This window comes from Pseudomonas sp. RU47 (genome assembly GCF_004011755.1).
Taxonomy (GTDB): domain Bacteria; phylum Pseudomonadota; class Gammaproteobacteria; order Pseudomonadales; family Pseudomonadaceae; genus Aquipseudomonas.
In genome coordinates this window covers 2,861,065-2,876,552 of the sequence record NZ_CP022411.1, presented here as the reverse complement: position 1 = coordinate 2,876,552, position 15,488 = coordinate 2,861,065, and the positions used below count along the sequence as shown (strand labels likewise).

Here is a 15,488-nt window from a genome sequence, read left to right as displayed (position 1 = left end):
AGGCTTTAGATCAATCGGTGACTAAAACCCGCCACAACTGACCACTTTCAGAACTTGTAACTGACCCGCGTGTACAGCGTCCGCCCAAACGGGTCGCCATATTTCGGGTCGTAGCCGCTCTGGAACGTGTAGGTCTGGTTACTGAACGGTGGCTCACGATCAAACAGGTTTTTCGCGCCGAGGGTCACACTCAGGGTCTTGCGCCAGGTGTAGGTGCCGGCCAGATCCCAGACGTTGTACGAACCCACATAATCGTGAGTGTCGCGATCAGAGTCGTGGTAACCGCTGGTGTAGCGGTTGGTCAGGGCCGCACCGAACGGGCCGTAATTCCAGCTGCCGGTCAGGCTGTGGCGCCAGCGCGCCACGGCACCCGCCGACGCAAAGTCACCGCCACGGAAATCGCCCAGCTTGTCGATGTAGTCGCCCTTGAGCTGTTGCTGATAGTCATAACGGGTGACGTAAGTGCCTTGCAGGCCGATGCCGAAGTTGCCGTACGGCGTGCTCGGTAAACGGTAATCGAAGCTGACGTCGACGCCGTTGGTCTTGATCTTGCCGAGGTTGGCCAGCCCGGTGACGATTTGATCGATGGAGCCGTCCGGCTTGCGGATCAGGCGATCCGGGTACAGCTCAGGATTCTCGAACACCGCCGATTCGGGGAACTCGGCAATCTGGTTGGCGATGTCGATCCACCAGAAATCCAGCCCGGCGCTCAGGCGCTCGAACGGCTGATAGACAAACCCGAGGGTGACGTTACGCGCAGTCTCCGGGCTCAAGTCGGTATTGCCGCCGCTGGTGCGATTGAACTGCTGCGCACAGTCGCGGTTGGCAATGCCGCCATTGCTCGGATTACCGCCAGCGCACAAACGCGGGTCGTTGTAGTTGGCGTTGGTGAAACTGGTGAAGGTCGGGTTGTACAGCTCATACAACGACGGTGCGCGGAACCCTTCACTGTAGGCACCGCGCACCACCAGCTCCTTGAACGGCTGGAAGCGGAACGAGTACTTCGGATTGGTGGTGCTGCCGAAATCGCTGTACTTGTCATGGCGTACGGCGGCGGACAGTTCGAGGCTGTCGAGCACCGGTACGTTGACCTCGGCGTATTCGGCGGAGACGCTGCGATCCCCGGCAACGCTGCCGTTCGGATCAACACCAAGACTTTGCACGTCGCCGGCAAATGCTGCGAAATCCTGATGGAAGTCTTCCTTGCGATACTCGCCGCCCAGCGCCAATGCTGAAGGGCCGGCACCGAACCAGTCGCCGATTTCACGACTGATGCGCCCGTCGATGGCCTTCACCCGCCCTACCGCCGTGGCGTAATCACCGTCCACCGCGTTGGCCGCCAACAGCGCGGAACCGGCAGCTGTCTGCGGACCGAACGGGTTGATCACGCCGTTGGCAATGCCGGCGCTGACCGCACGATCATTGACGTAGCCGTTCTCGATGCTGTTGACCACTTTGTTCTGGTTGTACGAAGCGCCGACGTTGTAATCCCAGCCGACCAGCGTGCCATCAAAACTCAAAAGCAAACGCTGACTGGTGTTGTCGTCTTCGTGCTGGCGCGCGCCAACAGCGGTTTCACGCCAGTTGACGTCAACCGGTTGTGTCGGATCGAGGGCGAATCCGTTCGGCCCAGGGGTAATGCCGTTACCCGGATAGAACGCCGTGCCGGGATTGACCTGATTACCCATCAGCGTGCCGGGGCCGATTTGCGTGCGGTTTTCGTTTTGCGCCCAGAAGTATTCGAGGCTGACGTTGTGATCGTCCGACAGCTTGCCGGTGGCTTTGGCGAAGGCCGAGGTCTTCTCCGTTTCCGGCACCAGGTCGAGGTAATTCCACAGGCTCTGCCGGCAGATGCCGTTGCGCGCCAGCAATCCCGGCGCATTGCAGCCCGATCCGGCCAATGGATTGGTGGCGTTACTGCCCTGGCTCCAGTTGGCCGGCGAGGCGGTGCCGGAGGTGTAATCAAGTCCGCGGTTGGGCTGATAGTTGTAGGTGTAGCCGCGATCCTCAGCGGCGAGGCGTTGTTGCTTGTCGTAACTGACCACGCCGAACACGTTGAAGCGATCCTCCTGCAAATCACCGAAGCCCCAACTGCCGCTGAAGTTACGGCTTTCACCGCCCCCCGAATGCGTCGGCGTGTCGTAGTTGGTGCTGATCTGCCCTTCGGTGAGGCTGGTCTTGGTGATGAAGTTGATCACCCCGCCAATCGCGTCGGTGCCGTACAACGCCGAGGCGCCATCGCGCAGTACTTCGACACGGTCAATGGCGGCGAACGGGATGGTGTTGAGGTCGACACCGGAGCCATTGATTGCGTTGGTCGCGTTGTTGCTCAGACGACGGCCGTTGAGCAGCACCAGGGTTTTATTCGGGCCAATGCCACGCAAATCCGCATACGACGCGCCGCCACTGCTCGATCCTACCGAGCGACCGGAACCCACTGAAGACTGGTTGGCGGATATCCGGCTGACCAGTTCCTCGGTGGTGGACACGCCCTGCTCGCGCAGCTCTTCTACGCGCAGGATGGTCACCGGCACCGCAGTTTCTGCATCGACCCGACGGATTGCCGTCCCCGTGACTTCGACGCGCTGCAGTTGAGTCGTCGGTTCGGATACCGTGCTGTCGGCAGCGATGGCCGGCAGCGTGTTGATTGCCAGCAGCAAGGCCAGGCTCAAAGGTGATTTGACGGGTGAAAACTGAATCATGAACAGCCATCCCTGCGTTTTGGTTTATGCAGGGATGTGCGATGAAGAATAAGGATTTATAGAGGGCGGTTTAGACCGTTGGGTGATGAGGTTATGCACAAAATGCCGTGCGTCCGTATCAAGCCAATGTCACCTCCCTCAACAACCGGGTATCCAGGCCAAACCGCTCCTGGGAGACCATCTTGAACTGCCCCTCTGCCAGGTCGCAGCTCACCAGCAGATTCCACGAGTGGCGGGTTGCCGCCGAGGGAATCAGGACAAACGGATGCTCATCCAGTAAAGCGTCGGCAAACCGCTGTTGATTGGGCGAGGGCCACGCGGGACTCAACCAGTAAGGATTCGGTACCTCTTCGGGCTGAACGACTTTGACCCGTGCATCGCGGATGACCTCAAAGCACGTCAGCACATAAGGCTCTCTGTCCAGAGCATCAAAACTATTATTGGCTGCCACCTCCAGAATGGCCGAGGACGGGTCAACCGATGCATAGACGACTCGCCGGCCAGGCGCATTCCAGCGACCGCCCTTCAGTTTTGAACCCATCCCGCTGTCCCACGTATCTCCGTAGGCCTCCTGATCCAGGCGCCAGCCATACCAGTGCCCTTCCCAGGGCAAGGGATTCATGGGTAACCCCCGTACAGGAGCTGACACAAGTATTGCTCGACCATCTGGAAACCCAGTGGATGGCGGGTCAGCTCCAACGGCACGTAGCCGTTAAGGTAAGGGGTGGGTTTTTGCATCCATATCTCCGCCTGTGACAGCCCACCGAACGCCCGAGTGGCCATCTCCAGCACCAGCGCATATTGGTAGGCGACGACACTCTGCTGCGAGTCAAGCCGTATCGATTTGCCTTCCTTCAACAGCCGCTGCACGGTTCTGACAGACCTGCCGGTGATGCGTTTGACCATGTCTTCGCGCAGGTACATTTCGGAAGTTGAAAGCATGTTGACGACGTCGCTCAGCTCAAAGCCCTGGTCGGTAAGGCGAATAATCAGCATGGCATCGTCACCGAGGTCCTGGCCATGCACGAGCAAATCGACAGGCTTGCCCGCGACCTTCTTCAGCCCCGTCAGCCGGGGTGGTTTGGGGGTGGGCATTGCGACATCCTCCATGGGGCATCTGGCGCGATCGTCGATCCAGAAGTTGCGCAGGGAATAAGCAGGCGTTTCATGCTCGATGTGGGGGGTACGCATAATCGATCCTTTATCTGGGAGCCTGAGCGCTCAAGCCGCTCAGCGACTTCAATGTCAGGTCCGATGCTATAGATCGCGCTTCCGACGACCAACCTGAAAAGGTCGTCGGAAATATCCCCTGCCTGCCGCAAACCAAGGCTTTTTCCGTAGGACATCAACGCGAGATGCCTGCCCTCAGCCGCCGAAGTGATAACTCACATCGAGCCACCATTGCCGCCCGTACGGGTCATAGTTGCCGGTCGGGTAATACGGCCACCCCGCCGAGTCATCGTGTTTGACCTGATTGAGCACGTTGTTCACGGTCAGCCCGACACTCGCCCGGTCATTGAGCTTGTAACGCGCACTGGCGTTGAACACCGTCCACGGCGACAGGCGCCCGTCTCCCGCGCCATTGGTGACCGAACCATAACGAATGCCCATCAGCGTCGCCGTGGCCTTCTGGTAATCCCAGGTCAGGCTGGCGTTGACCTTGCTGCGCCAGTCGTAGTTGGTGCGTGAGGTGCGCCAGTCTTGCGTGGGGGCTTCTTCCGACTCCTTGTAGTAATGCGAAAGCACCAAGGTATAGCCCAGCGCCGAACTGAACGCGCCGTACTGTCCGGCGCCCCAGCGGATGTTGCTCTTGAAATCCAGACCGCTGACCCGCTCGCTGGCGGCGTTGATCGCGTTGACCCGCACGCGATTCAACTGGTTCGGGTCGACCGCCGCATTGCCGGCGTTACGATCAATGCGCGCCAGCGTCGATTGGCAGTTGGCCGAGTTGATGTCCTGAGTGCCATTGCGGCATTCGTTTTCCTGTTGCAGCAGCCGGTTTTCATCGACCGTAGTCAGCAGATCGTCGATCTCGACACGCCAGAAATCCGTGGAGAAATCGAAATTGCGCGACGGTGACCAGACAAATCCGTAGGTCCATGATTTACCGCGTTCAGACTCCAGGTTCGCCGTGCCGCTTTGGGTGTAGTCGACCCGCCCACGATCACAGGCGCCCTCCACGCCCTGGCTGCAACCGTAGTAATCGATTTGCGCCGGGTAGTAGCCGTTGCTGTCGGACTGATAGATGTAGTTCAGGTCCGGCGCACGGAAACTGGTGCCATAACTGCCGCGCAGCAACAGGCTGGTCACCGGGCGCCACTCAAGCCCGAGGTTGTAGGTTTTCTGCTGTTCGGTGCGGCCGCTGAATTTGTATTGGTCCCAGCGCCCGGCGGCGGTCGCCAGAATCGTGTCAGTCACCGGAATGCTGAACTCGCCGCCCGCCGCATAACGTTTGCGCGAGCCACCGGAGCTTTGCTGTGGGCTCACGCCGTAAAAGGTGCCGTCGTTGAGGCCGTCATCCGGGTCGACACGGTATTCCTGCTTGCCCGCCTCCAGCACCCCGGCGAAACCGATGGGGCCGGCCGGCAAATCAAACAGATCGCCATTGACCGAGGCGTTGTAACTGGTCGACACCGACTTGCTGCTCTGGGTCAGGTTGCCGCGAAACTGCTGCCATTCCTGCGGCGTCAGCGGTCGGTCGAGCCGTGAAGCATCCGGAGCAAATACCGGATAACCACCGCTGACACCGAGTTGCGGACCGAGGTAGAAATCCTGAATCGATGACAGTGGCGTGTAACGGGTGGTCCTGACGCTGCGATATTCCGAGCGATTGGCTGCCAGATCGTAACTCCAGCCGGTGTCGGCGATCTTGTCCGAGAGCCCCAGGGTGCCGGTCCACGAGGTGTCGCGCCACTTGCTGTTGTTGCTGGTGCGGCCACCGATTTCCTCTTCGCCGAAGCGTCGATACCAGCGCTCCAGATTGCCGCTGTTCTGGTTAATGAAATCCGGCGAGGTGAAGGTCGGCCCGCGCGTGTTGTTCTGGATATGGTCGAGGCCGTACATCAAATCGGCGAAGACCTGACCGCTGTCGCTGAAATGCCAGGTGCCACGGGTGTAGCCGTCGTAGTTTTCCTTCTGGGTCTGCACAGTCCAGTAATCGTTGTACATCTGGTCGGTGCGGCAGCGCCCGCCGCTGTTGACCAGTTTGTTGTCGAACGTACCTTGATAAGCGCCGCATCCCGGCCCGAGATAGCGACTATTGGTCAGGTCGCGGCGGTAACCGACATCTGCCAGCGGGCCGCTTTGCATAAAGCCACGGTCATCGGCCCAGATCGGATCGCGGTTAGTCAGCTCCAGGCCGAACAGGCCGTCGAAGTCGCCCCAACTGCCGCCGCCGCTGATCTGCAAACGCTGGTTGTCACCGCCGCCGCGCTCACTGGTGCCGCCCTTGAGATTGACGTCGACGCCGTTGATCTTGTCCTTGAGGATGATGTTGACCACCCCGGCGATCGCGTCCGAGCCGTAAATCGCCGAGGCGCCGCTGCTGAGAATTTCGATGCGTTCGATAACCGCCGACGGAATGTTCGCCAGGTTGGTGAAGTTGACCTTGCCGTCGTACGGCGTCGGGTAGTCGGCGACGCGACGGCCATTGATCAGCACCAGCGTATGGTTCGGGCCGAGGCCGCGCAGATTGAGTGCGCTGGCCGCCGGTTGCCAGGTGTTGCCGTAATCTTCGCCTTGGGTCATGCCGGTGTTTTGCGTCTGCGTCGCGAGGGCGTCGTAGACGTTTTTGTAGCCGCGCGCTTCCATTTCCTCGTGGGTGATGACGTTGACCGGCGTGGCGCCATCACTCTGCGCGCGGGCGATGCGTGAGCCAGTGACGGTGACTTTTTCCATGCGGTAATCGGCGCTGGTGACCGGTGCCACGGCAGTGACTTTCGCCGGCGCATCGGCTGCGCGAACGGTCAGGCCCTGAGCGCTTTGCTCGACTTGCAGACCACTGCCGAGCAAAGCTTTTTCCACTGCCTGACGACCGCCCAACGCGCCGCGCACCGCCGCGCTGCGTTTGCCCTGCACCAATTCCTGACTAAAGGAAATCGGCACGCCGCTCTGCCGTGAGATGCCCAGCAGCACTTCGTCGAGCGGTCCGCTGGCGATGTCGAAGGTGAACATCGCCGCTGCCGATTCCTGGGCAACCGCCGCCCATGGACTGATGCCCATCGCCAACGCAGCGGCGAGGGTCAATCGAGGTAATTGTTGTTTGATTGAGAACATCGAAGGGTTTCCCTGTTGGAGGCATCTGCAGGGAATGAGCAGCGGGCCAGCGCTTTTTATAGGGCGGCGATTAGGCCAAGAAGTTATGGGTTTATAACCGCGCGTCGATGCTGACCCAGAACGGGTTGTGCCAGGTGACGCGGATCGGCAGCGAGCGTTCCAGCAGTTGCAACGTACGATCGCTGTCGTCGAGCGGATAGAGGCCGCTGAGGCGCAGGTCGGCGACTTCCGGGCTCAGATGCAAGATGCCGCGACGGTAGCGGCGCAGGCTGTCGATGACTTCGTACAAAGGCCGGTCGCGCACCTCCAGTCGACCTTGCACCCAGGCACTTTCCTGACCGTTGCTGCGCTCCAGCGACAGCAACCCTGCGCCGTTGAACAGCAGGCTCTCGCCGGCCGCCACCACTTGCCGCGCGCCACCGTTGGTGACCACTTCAACCTGCGAATGGAGCATCACCAATCGCGTCGTCTCTTCGCTGTACTGTACGAGAAATTTCGTCCCCAGCGCCCGCATGCGGCCGTGCTCGGTTTCGACCACAAAGGGTCGCGCCGACTCTTTCGCCACATCGACCAACAATTCGCCGCTGCGCAAGGCGAGCAGCCGTTGCTGATGGTCGAACAAAGGCACCACACGACTGCGCGCATTGAGGGTCAGCGCACTGCCGTCCGCGAGTGTGAAGTCACGCCGCTCGCCGGTCCCGGTCGACAACTCCACCGCCTCCGGCAGCCAGCCGTAACGTCGCCCGAGCAATCCGGCCAACAGCGCAACACCGAGCACACTCAAACTGCCGCTGATGAAGCGTCGACGACTCGACGGCGCATTGAGACTGTGCAGCAGGCTGTTGCGCGGCACGCTGCGCAGGCTCGGGTTGCGCAGCAGATTCAGGCCGCCGCCCATTTGTTCGATGACCTGTTGATGGCGAGGATCGGCAACGCGCCACGCCTCGAATGCGGCCCGCTCGGCCATGCCCGCCTCGCCCGACTGCAGCAACGCCAGCCATTGCGCCGCCTCGTCGATCACCGCCTCGTCCGGCCTCATGCCTGCATCGCCTGATAGCAGCGCTTGAACGCTTCGACCATGTATTGCTGCACGCGACTGGTCGACACGCCGAGGCGCTCGCCGATCTCGCTGTAGGTCAAACCGTCGAGTTGATGGTAGAGAAACGCCGCTTTGGCTTTGGCCGACAGGCCATTGAGCAAGCGATCGACGGCCAGCAGCGCTTCGATCACCAGCGCCCGCTCTTCCGGGGATGGATGCACCGGTTCGGGCGCCAGCGCCAGGCTTTCCAGATAAGCACGTTCAAGGTCCTGGCGACGCCAGCCTTCGTATACGAGTCGGCGGGCGATGGTGGTCAGCAGCGCCCGTGGCTCGCGAATGGCCGTGGGGTCCGGCAATGCCAGCACCCGCAGAAAGGTTTCCGAAGCGATGTCCTGCGCACTGTGCGGGCAACCCAGCGTGCGGCCAACGGCAGCACACAGCCAGCGATAGTCCTTTTGGAACATCTGCCCGATGATCTGGTAATGCGGGTTGTACCCACCCATGCCTTGCTCCCTGAAACGGGTCCCACCCGCTGCGAAAAACCATCGTTCTGCCGGGATCGTCCGGCTCTGATCAGGCGCGACTGTGCAATAGCCTCTCAAACATTTGAAGTAATAAAAAATCAGCACAAGCAAACTATTGAGCATAAGTCGCTTCGTCGCCGCAGAAACATTGGCTGACAGAACGTTGACCTCGATCACTGGCGCGTGGGCGGCCGCTGATTAATCTCGCGGCTCCATCGAAAGCCAGGGACGGCTCAGCGAGAGCCCGTGGCTGAACCCACTCAAGGAAGAGCAAGCATGCGACCACTCAACATCATTCTGCTGTCGTCAGCGTTCAACGGCCTGACCCAACGCGCCTGGCTGGAACTTCGCGAGGCCGGTCACTCGCCCAGCGTCGTGCTGTTTACCGATGAACAAGCCGTATGCGAACAGATCGAACACAGCGGCGCCGATCTGGTGATCTGCCCGTTCCTCAAGGACCGCGTACCGCAGGCGCTGTGGAGCAATGCCCAGCGCCCGGTGGTGATCATCCACCCGGGTATCGTCGGCGATCGCGGCGCCAGTGCCCTCGACTGGGCGATTACCAACGAGCTGGCGAGCTGGGGCGTCACCGCGTTGCAAGCGGTCGAAGAAATGGATGCCGGCCCGGTGTGGGCCACTTGCGAATTCAACCTGCCGGCGGGCCTGCGCAAATCCGAGCTGTACAACGGCCGCGTAAGTGATGCTGCGATCCGCTGCATACGCGTAGTGGTGGAGAAATTCATCGAAGGCTATGAACCGGTTGCCCTCGACTATGCCGATGCGAAAGTGCGCGGGCGTTTGCAGCCGAACATGAAGCAGGTCGACCGCAGTTTCAGTTGGCACGACTGCGCGCGCTTCATCAAACGTTGCATCGATGCCGCCGACGGCCAGCCCGGTGTGCTGGCGAGCCTGGCCGGCGGTCAGTATTACGTGTACGACGCACACTTGGATTCGCGCAGCGGCGTGCCCGGCGAAATTCTCGCGGTGCATGACGATGCCGTACTCGTCGCGGCCGGCGATCAAAGCCTGTGGATCGGCGCACTACGGCGTAAACCGCAACCCGGCGAGGAGACCTTCAAACAACCCGCGCGGTACCTGCTGGCCGAGCAATTGGCCGACGTGCCGGTGCTGGACTGGTCGATCGCTACACAGCCGTTCAGTGACGAAGCCTATCAACCGCTGCGGTATCGCGAATCCGGCATCGTCGGTGAGCTGACCTTCGAGTTCTACAACGGCGCCATGAGCACCGAGCAATGCCAGCGCATGGTCGCCGCGCTACGCTGGGCCAAATCACGTGATACTCAAGTGTTGCTGATCAAGGGTGGACGCGGCAGTTTTTCCAACGGCGTGCATTTGAACGTGATTCAGGCCGCGCAGGATCCCGGTGCTGAAGCCTGGGCGAATATTCAGGCGATCGACGATGTCTGCGCAGAACTGCTCACGGCCCGGCAGTTGGTGGTCAGCGGTGTCACCGGCAATGCCGGCGCCGGCGGTGTGATGCTCGCGCTGGCCGCCGATATTGTGTTTGCCCGCGCCGATATCGTGCTCAACCCGCATTACAAGAGCATGGGTTTGTATGGCTCCGAATACTGGACCTACAGCCTGCCCCGCGCCGTCGGCCCGGCCATGGCCGAACAACTGACCCAGGCCTGCCTGCCAGTGAGCGCGGTGCAGGCGTGGCAACTGGGCATGGTTCAGGAAATCGGCCCGCGTTGCCCGGACGAGTTTTCCCTGTGGTTGCTGCAGCGGGCCAACGGAGTAGTGAGCGATCCGACCTATGCTGCGGTGCGCGAGCGCAAGGCGCGGGTTGATCAGGTGTTGATCCAGCAATGCCGTGAAACCGAGTTGCAGGAGATGCAGGAAGACATGCTCTACAACCGCCATCAGTTTGCCGAGAAGTGCCGCAATTTCGTGTACAAGCGCAAGGTGTGTGGCACGCCGGCACGGTTGATTGAAGAGTGGGCGCGGGTGCGTTTGACCGAGTTGGCCAGTTGATTTTGCGGTGACTGCTTTCCCCTCACCCTAGCCCTCTCCCAAGGGAGAGGGAACTGATTGGGGGATGCTGTAGAGGTTCGCCGACATGAACGATCTCTACTGAATCCATAATCGATCGATGTATGACGCAAGACACCTCGGTCACTCCCCTCTCCCAAGGAGAGGGAACCGAGCCGTGGATATTGAAGATTTACACCGACCTGAGAGTCTTGCTCTGAATCCATAATCGACTCGATCTTTCAGGTCGATGTATGACGCAAGACACCTCGGTCAGTCCCCTCTCCCTCCGGGAGAGGGTTAGGGTGAGGGGCTTTTGCCTTTACAATGCCCGACACCTCAAACACCGGCCCGCCCATGGACATAGATCTCGCTCGCACCTTTCTGGAAATCGTCCGCCACGGCAGCCTCGCCGCTGCCGCGCAGAAGCTGTTCGTCACGCAAACGGCGATCACTGCCCGGGTGCAGAAACTCGAAAGCCAATTGGGTAGCACGCTGTTCGTGCGCAACCGCGCCGGGGCGAAGCTGACGCCCAATGGTGAGGCCTTTGTGGTCTACGCCAATCAACTGGTGCAGACCTGGGAAGCCGCGCGGCGCGATCTGCCGCTGCCCGAGGGCTATCACAACGTGCTGCACATCGGTGGCGAAGTCAGCCTGTGCAACCCGTTGATGCTCAGTTGGGCGGCAGAGCTGCGCGAGAAGATTCCCGGGCATGCCCTGCGCATGGAAATCCGCGATGGCGAAAACCTGCTGCGCCAGCTCGAACTCGGTGTGCTCGACGCCGCACTGGTCTATCAGCCGGAATACTGGCCGGGCTTGCAGGTCGAGCAAGTGCTGGAAGAAAAACTGATTCTGGTGCGCGCGCCCGAGCGCCCCGATCCCTACGTCTACATCGATTGGGGCCCGGACTTCCGCCGCCAGCATGACGCCGCCCTGCCGGAAAAAGCCAAAGCGGCGCTGAGTTTCAACCTCGGCCCGCTGGCCCTGCAATACATCCTCGAACACGGCGGCAGCGGCTACTTCCGCACCCGCGTGGTGCGCACCTATCTGGAAAGCGGCGCCCTCGAAGCGGTGACCAAAGCCCCGGAGTTCGGCTATCCGACTTACCTGGTCTACTCCCGCGATCGCGATTCGGCGACGCTGCAACAGGCCTTCAATCTGCTGCGTGAAGTGATCCGCACCGATGACGACTGGTCGCAGCGCTGGAACCCTCTGAGCTGAAGCAGCGGCTTCGTACCGGAGCATGGCGCATGTGCCATTGAGGTCGGGCCAGCACAAACGGCCGGATCGGCTAATCTGCCGGGTATAACAACAATCCCGCAGGTGATGCAGTGAGGCAGACCACCGAAATATTCCGCAGTCGCTACCGCGCGGCCATTCATCCGCTGTACAACCCGTGGCTGCACGGCGCCTTCGTGCTGCTGTTCGGGGTGCTGGCCATCGGCGGGTTCTGGAGCAGCGTGCAGCAGGTCGCCCTGCTGGAGTGGCTAACGGTGCCGTTGACCCTGCTGTTGTTCAATTTCGGCGTGTACATGGTCCATCGCCATCTCGGTCACCACAAAAAGACCTTCGCAAAAATGTTCTATGCCCGACATGCGGGCGATCATCACAGCTTCTTCACCCCCGGCCATATGACCTACGACGGCGCCCGCGACTGGCGGGTTATTCTGTTTCCCGCCTGGCTGATCGTACTGCACACGCTGGTGATTACCCTGCCGTTGTGGTGGCTGTTGGCACAGGTAAACGCCAACGTCGCCGGTTTGTTCGGTGGCTGCATGGTGCTGGGTTATCTGACTTACGAGGTGTTCCATGCCTGCGAACACCTGCCGCCGCACAACCCGCTGACGCGCCTGCCATGGATCCGCCAGATGCGCCGCTTGCACGAGTTGCATCACCGCCGCGAGCGCATGCAGGAGCGCAATTTCAACATCGTCCTGCCGCTGATGGACTACCTGTTCGGCACCCTTTACTGGGAGCCGGAAACCGCCCCGTTGAATTGTTCGAGACAAGCCATGACCCGCATGCAGCACACCATCGATATCGCTGGCGAACCCACTGCCGTGCTTGCCTATGCCGCCAGTGTCAGTCGCTGGCCGGAATGGCACCCGTCGTCGCTGAAGATCGACGGCGCCCACGGCCCACTGCATGCCGGCTCGCGCTTCGAAGAGGACATTCATGCCGGCGGTCGGGCCGGCCATTTGAGTTGGGAAGTCAGCGAATACCTGCCCGGCCGGCGCTGGTGCGCACGGGCACAAGGCGATCATGGCCTGTCGTTGCTGCTGACCTATGAATGTACGGCCGAGGGCAGCGGCACGCGATTTGTGCGCACGCTGGATTATCGCTTCGGCGGTCTGGGCATGCGCATCGCCAATCACCTGCTGCTCAAACGCCGCATCGAGCGCGAATCCGCCGCATCGATGCTGGCGCTGCGTGACATGGCCGCGCAATACCTGTCATCGACGAGGGCCAGCGCGTGAAGCTACGGCATCTGTTGTTGCTGCTGATCCTCATCGTCATCGCGTTCTTATTGTTGATGCCGACCAAAGTCGAACCCGTGGCCTGGACGCCGCCTCCAGCACCATCGCTGACAGAAGGCATCTACGCCGAGAACCAGAAACTCAAAGCCGCTGCGCAGGTCGGGCCGAGCGACATCGAAGGGCCGGAAGCCTTGCTGCTGGAGAGTGATTTCTTGATCACCGGGCTGCACGACGGCCGACTGATCCGTACCAGCCTCGACGGCCAGCAACGCAAAGTACTCGCCGACACCGGTGGCCGTCCGCTGGGCTTGGCCCGACATCCGAACGGCTTGCTGGTGATCGCCGACGGGGTCAAGGGCTTGCTGTCCCTCGATGCGCAAGGTCAGCTGGTTCCTTTGACCACGGAGGCCAATGGTCTGGCCTTCGGTTTCACTGATGATGTGGCCATCGATAAGTCCGGGCATTACGCCTATTTCAGCGATGCTTCCAGCCGTTGGGGCTATGGCCATGACGGCGAGGCGATCATTGAGCACGGCGGCGACGGACGCCTGCTGCGCTATGACTTCCAGAGCGGCAAAACCAGTGTCCTGCTCGATAAGCTTGAGTTCGCCAACGGCGTGACCCTCGGCCCGGACGACGCCTATGTGCTGGTCAATGAAACCGGCGCCTACCGCATCAGCCGTTATTGGCTGACCGGGCCGAAAGCCGGCACTCACGATTTGTTCATCGACAATCTGCCAGGGCTGCCGGACAACCTGGCGTTCAATGGCAGTAATCGCTTTTGGGTGGCGTTGTATGCGCCGCGTAATGCCTTGCTCGACGGCACAGCGGAGCATCCGTTCGTGCGCAAGATGATCGTGCGGGCGCTGAAGGTTTTACCGAAACCGGTGGAAAAGCGCGGGTTTGTTCTGGGGCTGGATCTGGAGGGCAAGGTGATTGCCAATTTGCAGGATGCGAGCAGTGGCAATTATTCGCCGATTACCACGGTGCGCGAGTATGGATCGTGGTTGTATTTTGGCTCGCTGAAAGCCACACATATGGCACGGATGCCGTTGGATGCGGCCCTTAAGTGAACCTGATGTTTTTGTGTTGCATGGACTGACGCCTTCGCGAGCAGGCTCGCTCCCACATTGGATTGTGTTGACCACAAATGCTGTGGTCAGCCGAGAACCTTGTGGGAGCGAGCCTGCTCGCGAATGCGGTCTGTCAGTTACTTGATTTATCGAACTTGTCCGGATCTTCGTCTTCAGGCAGATCCTCATCCGGCTCTTCGGGATTGGCCGTAGTATGCGCCGGGCTGTTGGGTTCGGGATGCGTGGGAACCGGGTCGAATGCGCCCTGCTCTTCACTGGGGAATTTGGGATCGTTCATAAGGCACCTCGCAATGAGTCGGATGGAAGACTCTGTACATTCGAGGTGCCGGTCGTGGCTGTCGTTCCAGTCAATCCGCAACCGTAGGTCGGCGGATCAATGGGTCATCAGGATCGCGCCTGTATTTGCTCGACGATCTTGTCCTTGACCTGCAAGCGTTTCTCTTTGAGTTTTTTCAGCGTGTCATCGCTGGGTGCATCCGAGGTGGCTGTCTCGGCCTTGACCACGTCGGCGTCCGCCTGGGAATACTTGTGGATCAGTGCGTCCAGATGGGGATCCGCGGTGCGTTTTTGCTGGATCTCTTCCTTCGTAAGCTTCAAATCCTGTAACAGATCATGGGTCACCGGCATGGAACACCTCCGTCAGTTGATCGGCTGGCCGACGCGACCGATTGCGCTGGCCAGTTATCAGAATGGCCTCGGTTGCACGCTTCTGTCGACCACCTGTCAGACCAGCGGTGCCCGTTCGTCGCCCTGTCGCAAATGCGATCAAACCTTTGTTCGCCGCATTGCCTCCATTGCTTGACACCAACACAAACTGCGTGGAGATACACCAATGGACGGATTCAACCTGCGTCATCTGGTTTTGGCTGTCGCTTTGAGCAGCGGCATGGGCAGCGCCTTCGCTGCGACTGACAACGACTTTGTCGATAACGCCGCGGCCGGTGGCATCGCGGAAATCGAAACCAGTCGTCTGGCCCTGGAAAAAAGCCAATCGGCAGACATCAAGGCGTTTGCCAACATGATGATCACCGATCACGGCAATGCCAACGATGAGCTGGCAACCATTGCCAAGGCCAATGACATCGAGGTCCCGGACACCACAACGCTGGTCAAACAGGCCAAGGAAAAAATCCTTGAAGTGCGTGATGAGTCTTTCGACGCGGCGTACGCCAACAATCAGGTGAAGGCGCACGAAGAGACCATCGAGCTGTTCAAGAAACAAGCCAATACTGTGACCGATGACAAGGTCAAAGGCGCTCCTGAACTGAAGGCCTTTGCGCAGAAAATGCTGCCGGCGCTGGAGAAACACCTCGCGGCTGCCAAAGAATTGCAGGCCAAGCATCCGAGCAAGTAAAAAGCTTTACCCTCACCCCAGCCCTCTCCCG

General features: G+C 60.4%; 14 protein-coding genes. 6 read left to right on the top strand and 8 right to left on the bottom strand.

Features of this window, described 5'->3' with window-relative positions; translation table 11 throughout:
- Positions 1–47: 47 nt before the first annotated feature.
- From CCX46_RS13090 to CCX46_RS13065, 6 genes are all read right to left on the bottom strand, one after another.
- Complete coding sequence (locus CCX46_RS13090; RefSeq protein WP_127927060.1) at positions 48–2,702, bottom strand: TonB-dependent receptor; 2,655 nt, start codon at positions 2,700–2,702, stop codon at positions 48–50.
- 118 nt (positions 2,703–2,820) lie between these two features.
- Positions 2,821–3,324: an RES family NAD+ phosphorylase gene (locus tag CCX46_RS13085; protein ID WP_127927058.1), complete on the bottom strand. Its 504-nt coding sequence runs from the start codon at positions 3,322–3,324 to the stop codon at positions 2,821–2,823.
- Positions 3,321–3,797 carry an antitoxin Xre/MbcA/ParS toxin-binding domain-containing protein gene (locus CCX46_RS13080; RefSeq protein WP_174245116.1) on the bottom strand — a complete coding sequence of 159 codons (477 nt, stop codon included), beginning with the start codon at positions 3,795–3,797 and terminating at the stop codon, positions 3,321–3,323. The genes CCX46_RS13085 and CCX46_RS13080 overlap by 4 nt, the downstream gene beginning before the upstream one ends.
- 270 nt (positions 3,798–4,067) lie before the next feature.
- Positions 4,068–6,977, bottom strand: coding sequence for a TonB-dependent receptor (locus CCX46_RS13075; RefSeq protein ID WP_127927056.1), 2,910 nt, complete (start codon positions 6,975–6,977; stop codon positions 4,068–4,070).
- Positions 6,978–7,068: 91 nt separating this feature from the next.
- The gene (locus CCX46_RS13070) at positions 7,069–8,016 is read right to left on the bottom strand and encodes a FecR domain-containing protein (protein WP_127927054.1); all 948 of its coding nucleotides are present in this window, start codon (positions 8,014–8,016) and stop codon (positions 7,069–7,071) included.
- Entirely contained in the window at positions 8,013–8,519 is a 507-nt protein-coding gene (locus CCX46_RS13065) for a sigma-70 family RNA polymerase sigma factor (RefSeq protein WP_034152323.1), read from the bottom strand. The genes CCX46_RS13070 and CCX46_RS13065 overlap by 4 nt, the downstream gene beginning before the upstream one ends.
- Positions 8,520–8,816: 297 nt before the next feature.
- Here CCX46_RS13065 and CCX46_RS13060 point away from each other — a divergent pair, with 297 nt between their 5' ends.
- The 4 genes from CCX46_RS13060 (at position 8,817) to CCX46_RS13045 (ending at position 14,082) form a co-directional block, all read left to right on the top strand.
- The gene (locus CCX46_RS13060; protein WP_127927052.1) at positions 8,817–10,535 is read left to right on the top strand and encodes an enoyl-CoA hydratase-related protein; all 1,719 of its coding nucleotides are present in this window, start codon (positions 8,817–8,819) and stop codon (positions 10,533–10,535) included.
- A 354-nt stretch (positions 10,536–10,889) separates the two neighbouring features.
- Positions 10,890–11,753 carry a LysR family transcriptional regulator gene (locus tag CCX46_RS13055; protein ID WP_127927050.1) on the top strand — a complete coding sequence of 288 codons (864 nt, stop codon included), beginning with the start codon at positions 10,890–10,892 and terminating at the stop codon, positions 11,751–11,753.
- A gap of 110 nt (positions 11,754–11,863) precedes the next feature.
- Positions 11,864–13,009 carry a sterol desaturase/SRPBCC family protein gene (locus CCX46_RS13050; protein WP_127927048.1) on the top strand — a complete coding sequence of 382 codons (1,146 nt, stop codon included), beginning with the start codon at positions 11,864–11,866 and terminating at the stop codon, positions 13,007–13,009.
- Entirely contained in the window at positions 13,006–14,082 is a 1,077-nt protein-coding gene (locus tag CCX46_RS13045) for an SMP-30/gluconolactonase/LRE family protein (RefSeq protein ID WP_127927046.1), read from the top strand. The genes CCX46_RS13050 and CCX46_RS13045 overlap by 4 nt, the downstream gene beginning before the upstream one ends.
- Before the next feature lie 133 nt (positions 14,083–14,215).
- On the opposite strand, the gene CCX46_RS30705 is transcribed toward CCX46_RS13045, so the two are convergent.
- Both CCX46_RS30705 and CCX46_RS13040 read right to left on the bottom strand, forming a co-directional pair.
- Complete coding sequence (locus CCX46_RS30705; RefSeq protein ID WP_007912545.1) at positions 14,216–14,380, bottom strand: hypothetical protein; 165 nt, start codon at positions 14,378–14,380, stop codon at positions 14,216–14,218.
- A gap of 107 nt (positions 14,381–14,487) precedes the next feature.
- Positions 14,488–14,730 carry a DUF465 domain-containing protein gene (locus CCX46_RS13040; RefSeq protein ID WP_127927044.1) on the bottom strand — a complete coding sequence of 81 codons (243 nt, stop codon included), beginning with the start codon at positions 14,728–14,730 and terminating at the stop codon, positions 14,488–14,490.
- Between CCX46_RS13040 and CCX46_RS30620 the strand changes: the two genes are divergently transcribed.
- Complete coding sequence (locus CCX46_RS30620) at positions 14,729–14,905, top strand: hypothetical protein (RefSeq protein WP_158013177.1); 177 nt, start codon at positions 14,729–14,731, stop codon at positions 14,903–14,905. The two genes, CCX46_RS13040 and CCX46_RS30620, sit on opposite strands and share 2 nt — an antisense overlap.
- Before the next feature lie 30 nt (positions 14,906–14,935).
- Positions 14,936–15,457 carry a DUF4142 domain-containing protein gene (locus CCX46_RS13035; protein WP_127927042.1) on the top strand — a complete coding sequence of 174 codons (522 nt, stop codon included), beginning with the start codon at positions 14,936–14,938 and terminating at the stop codon, positions 15,455–15,457.
- The last annotated feature ends 31 nt before the right edge of the window (positions 15,458–15,488 follow it).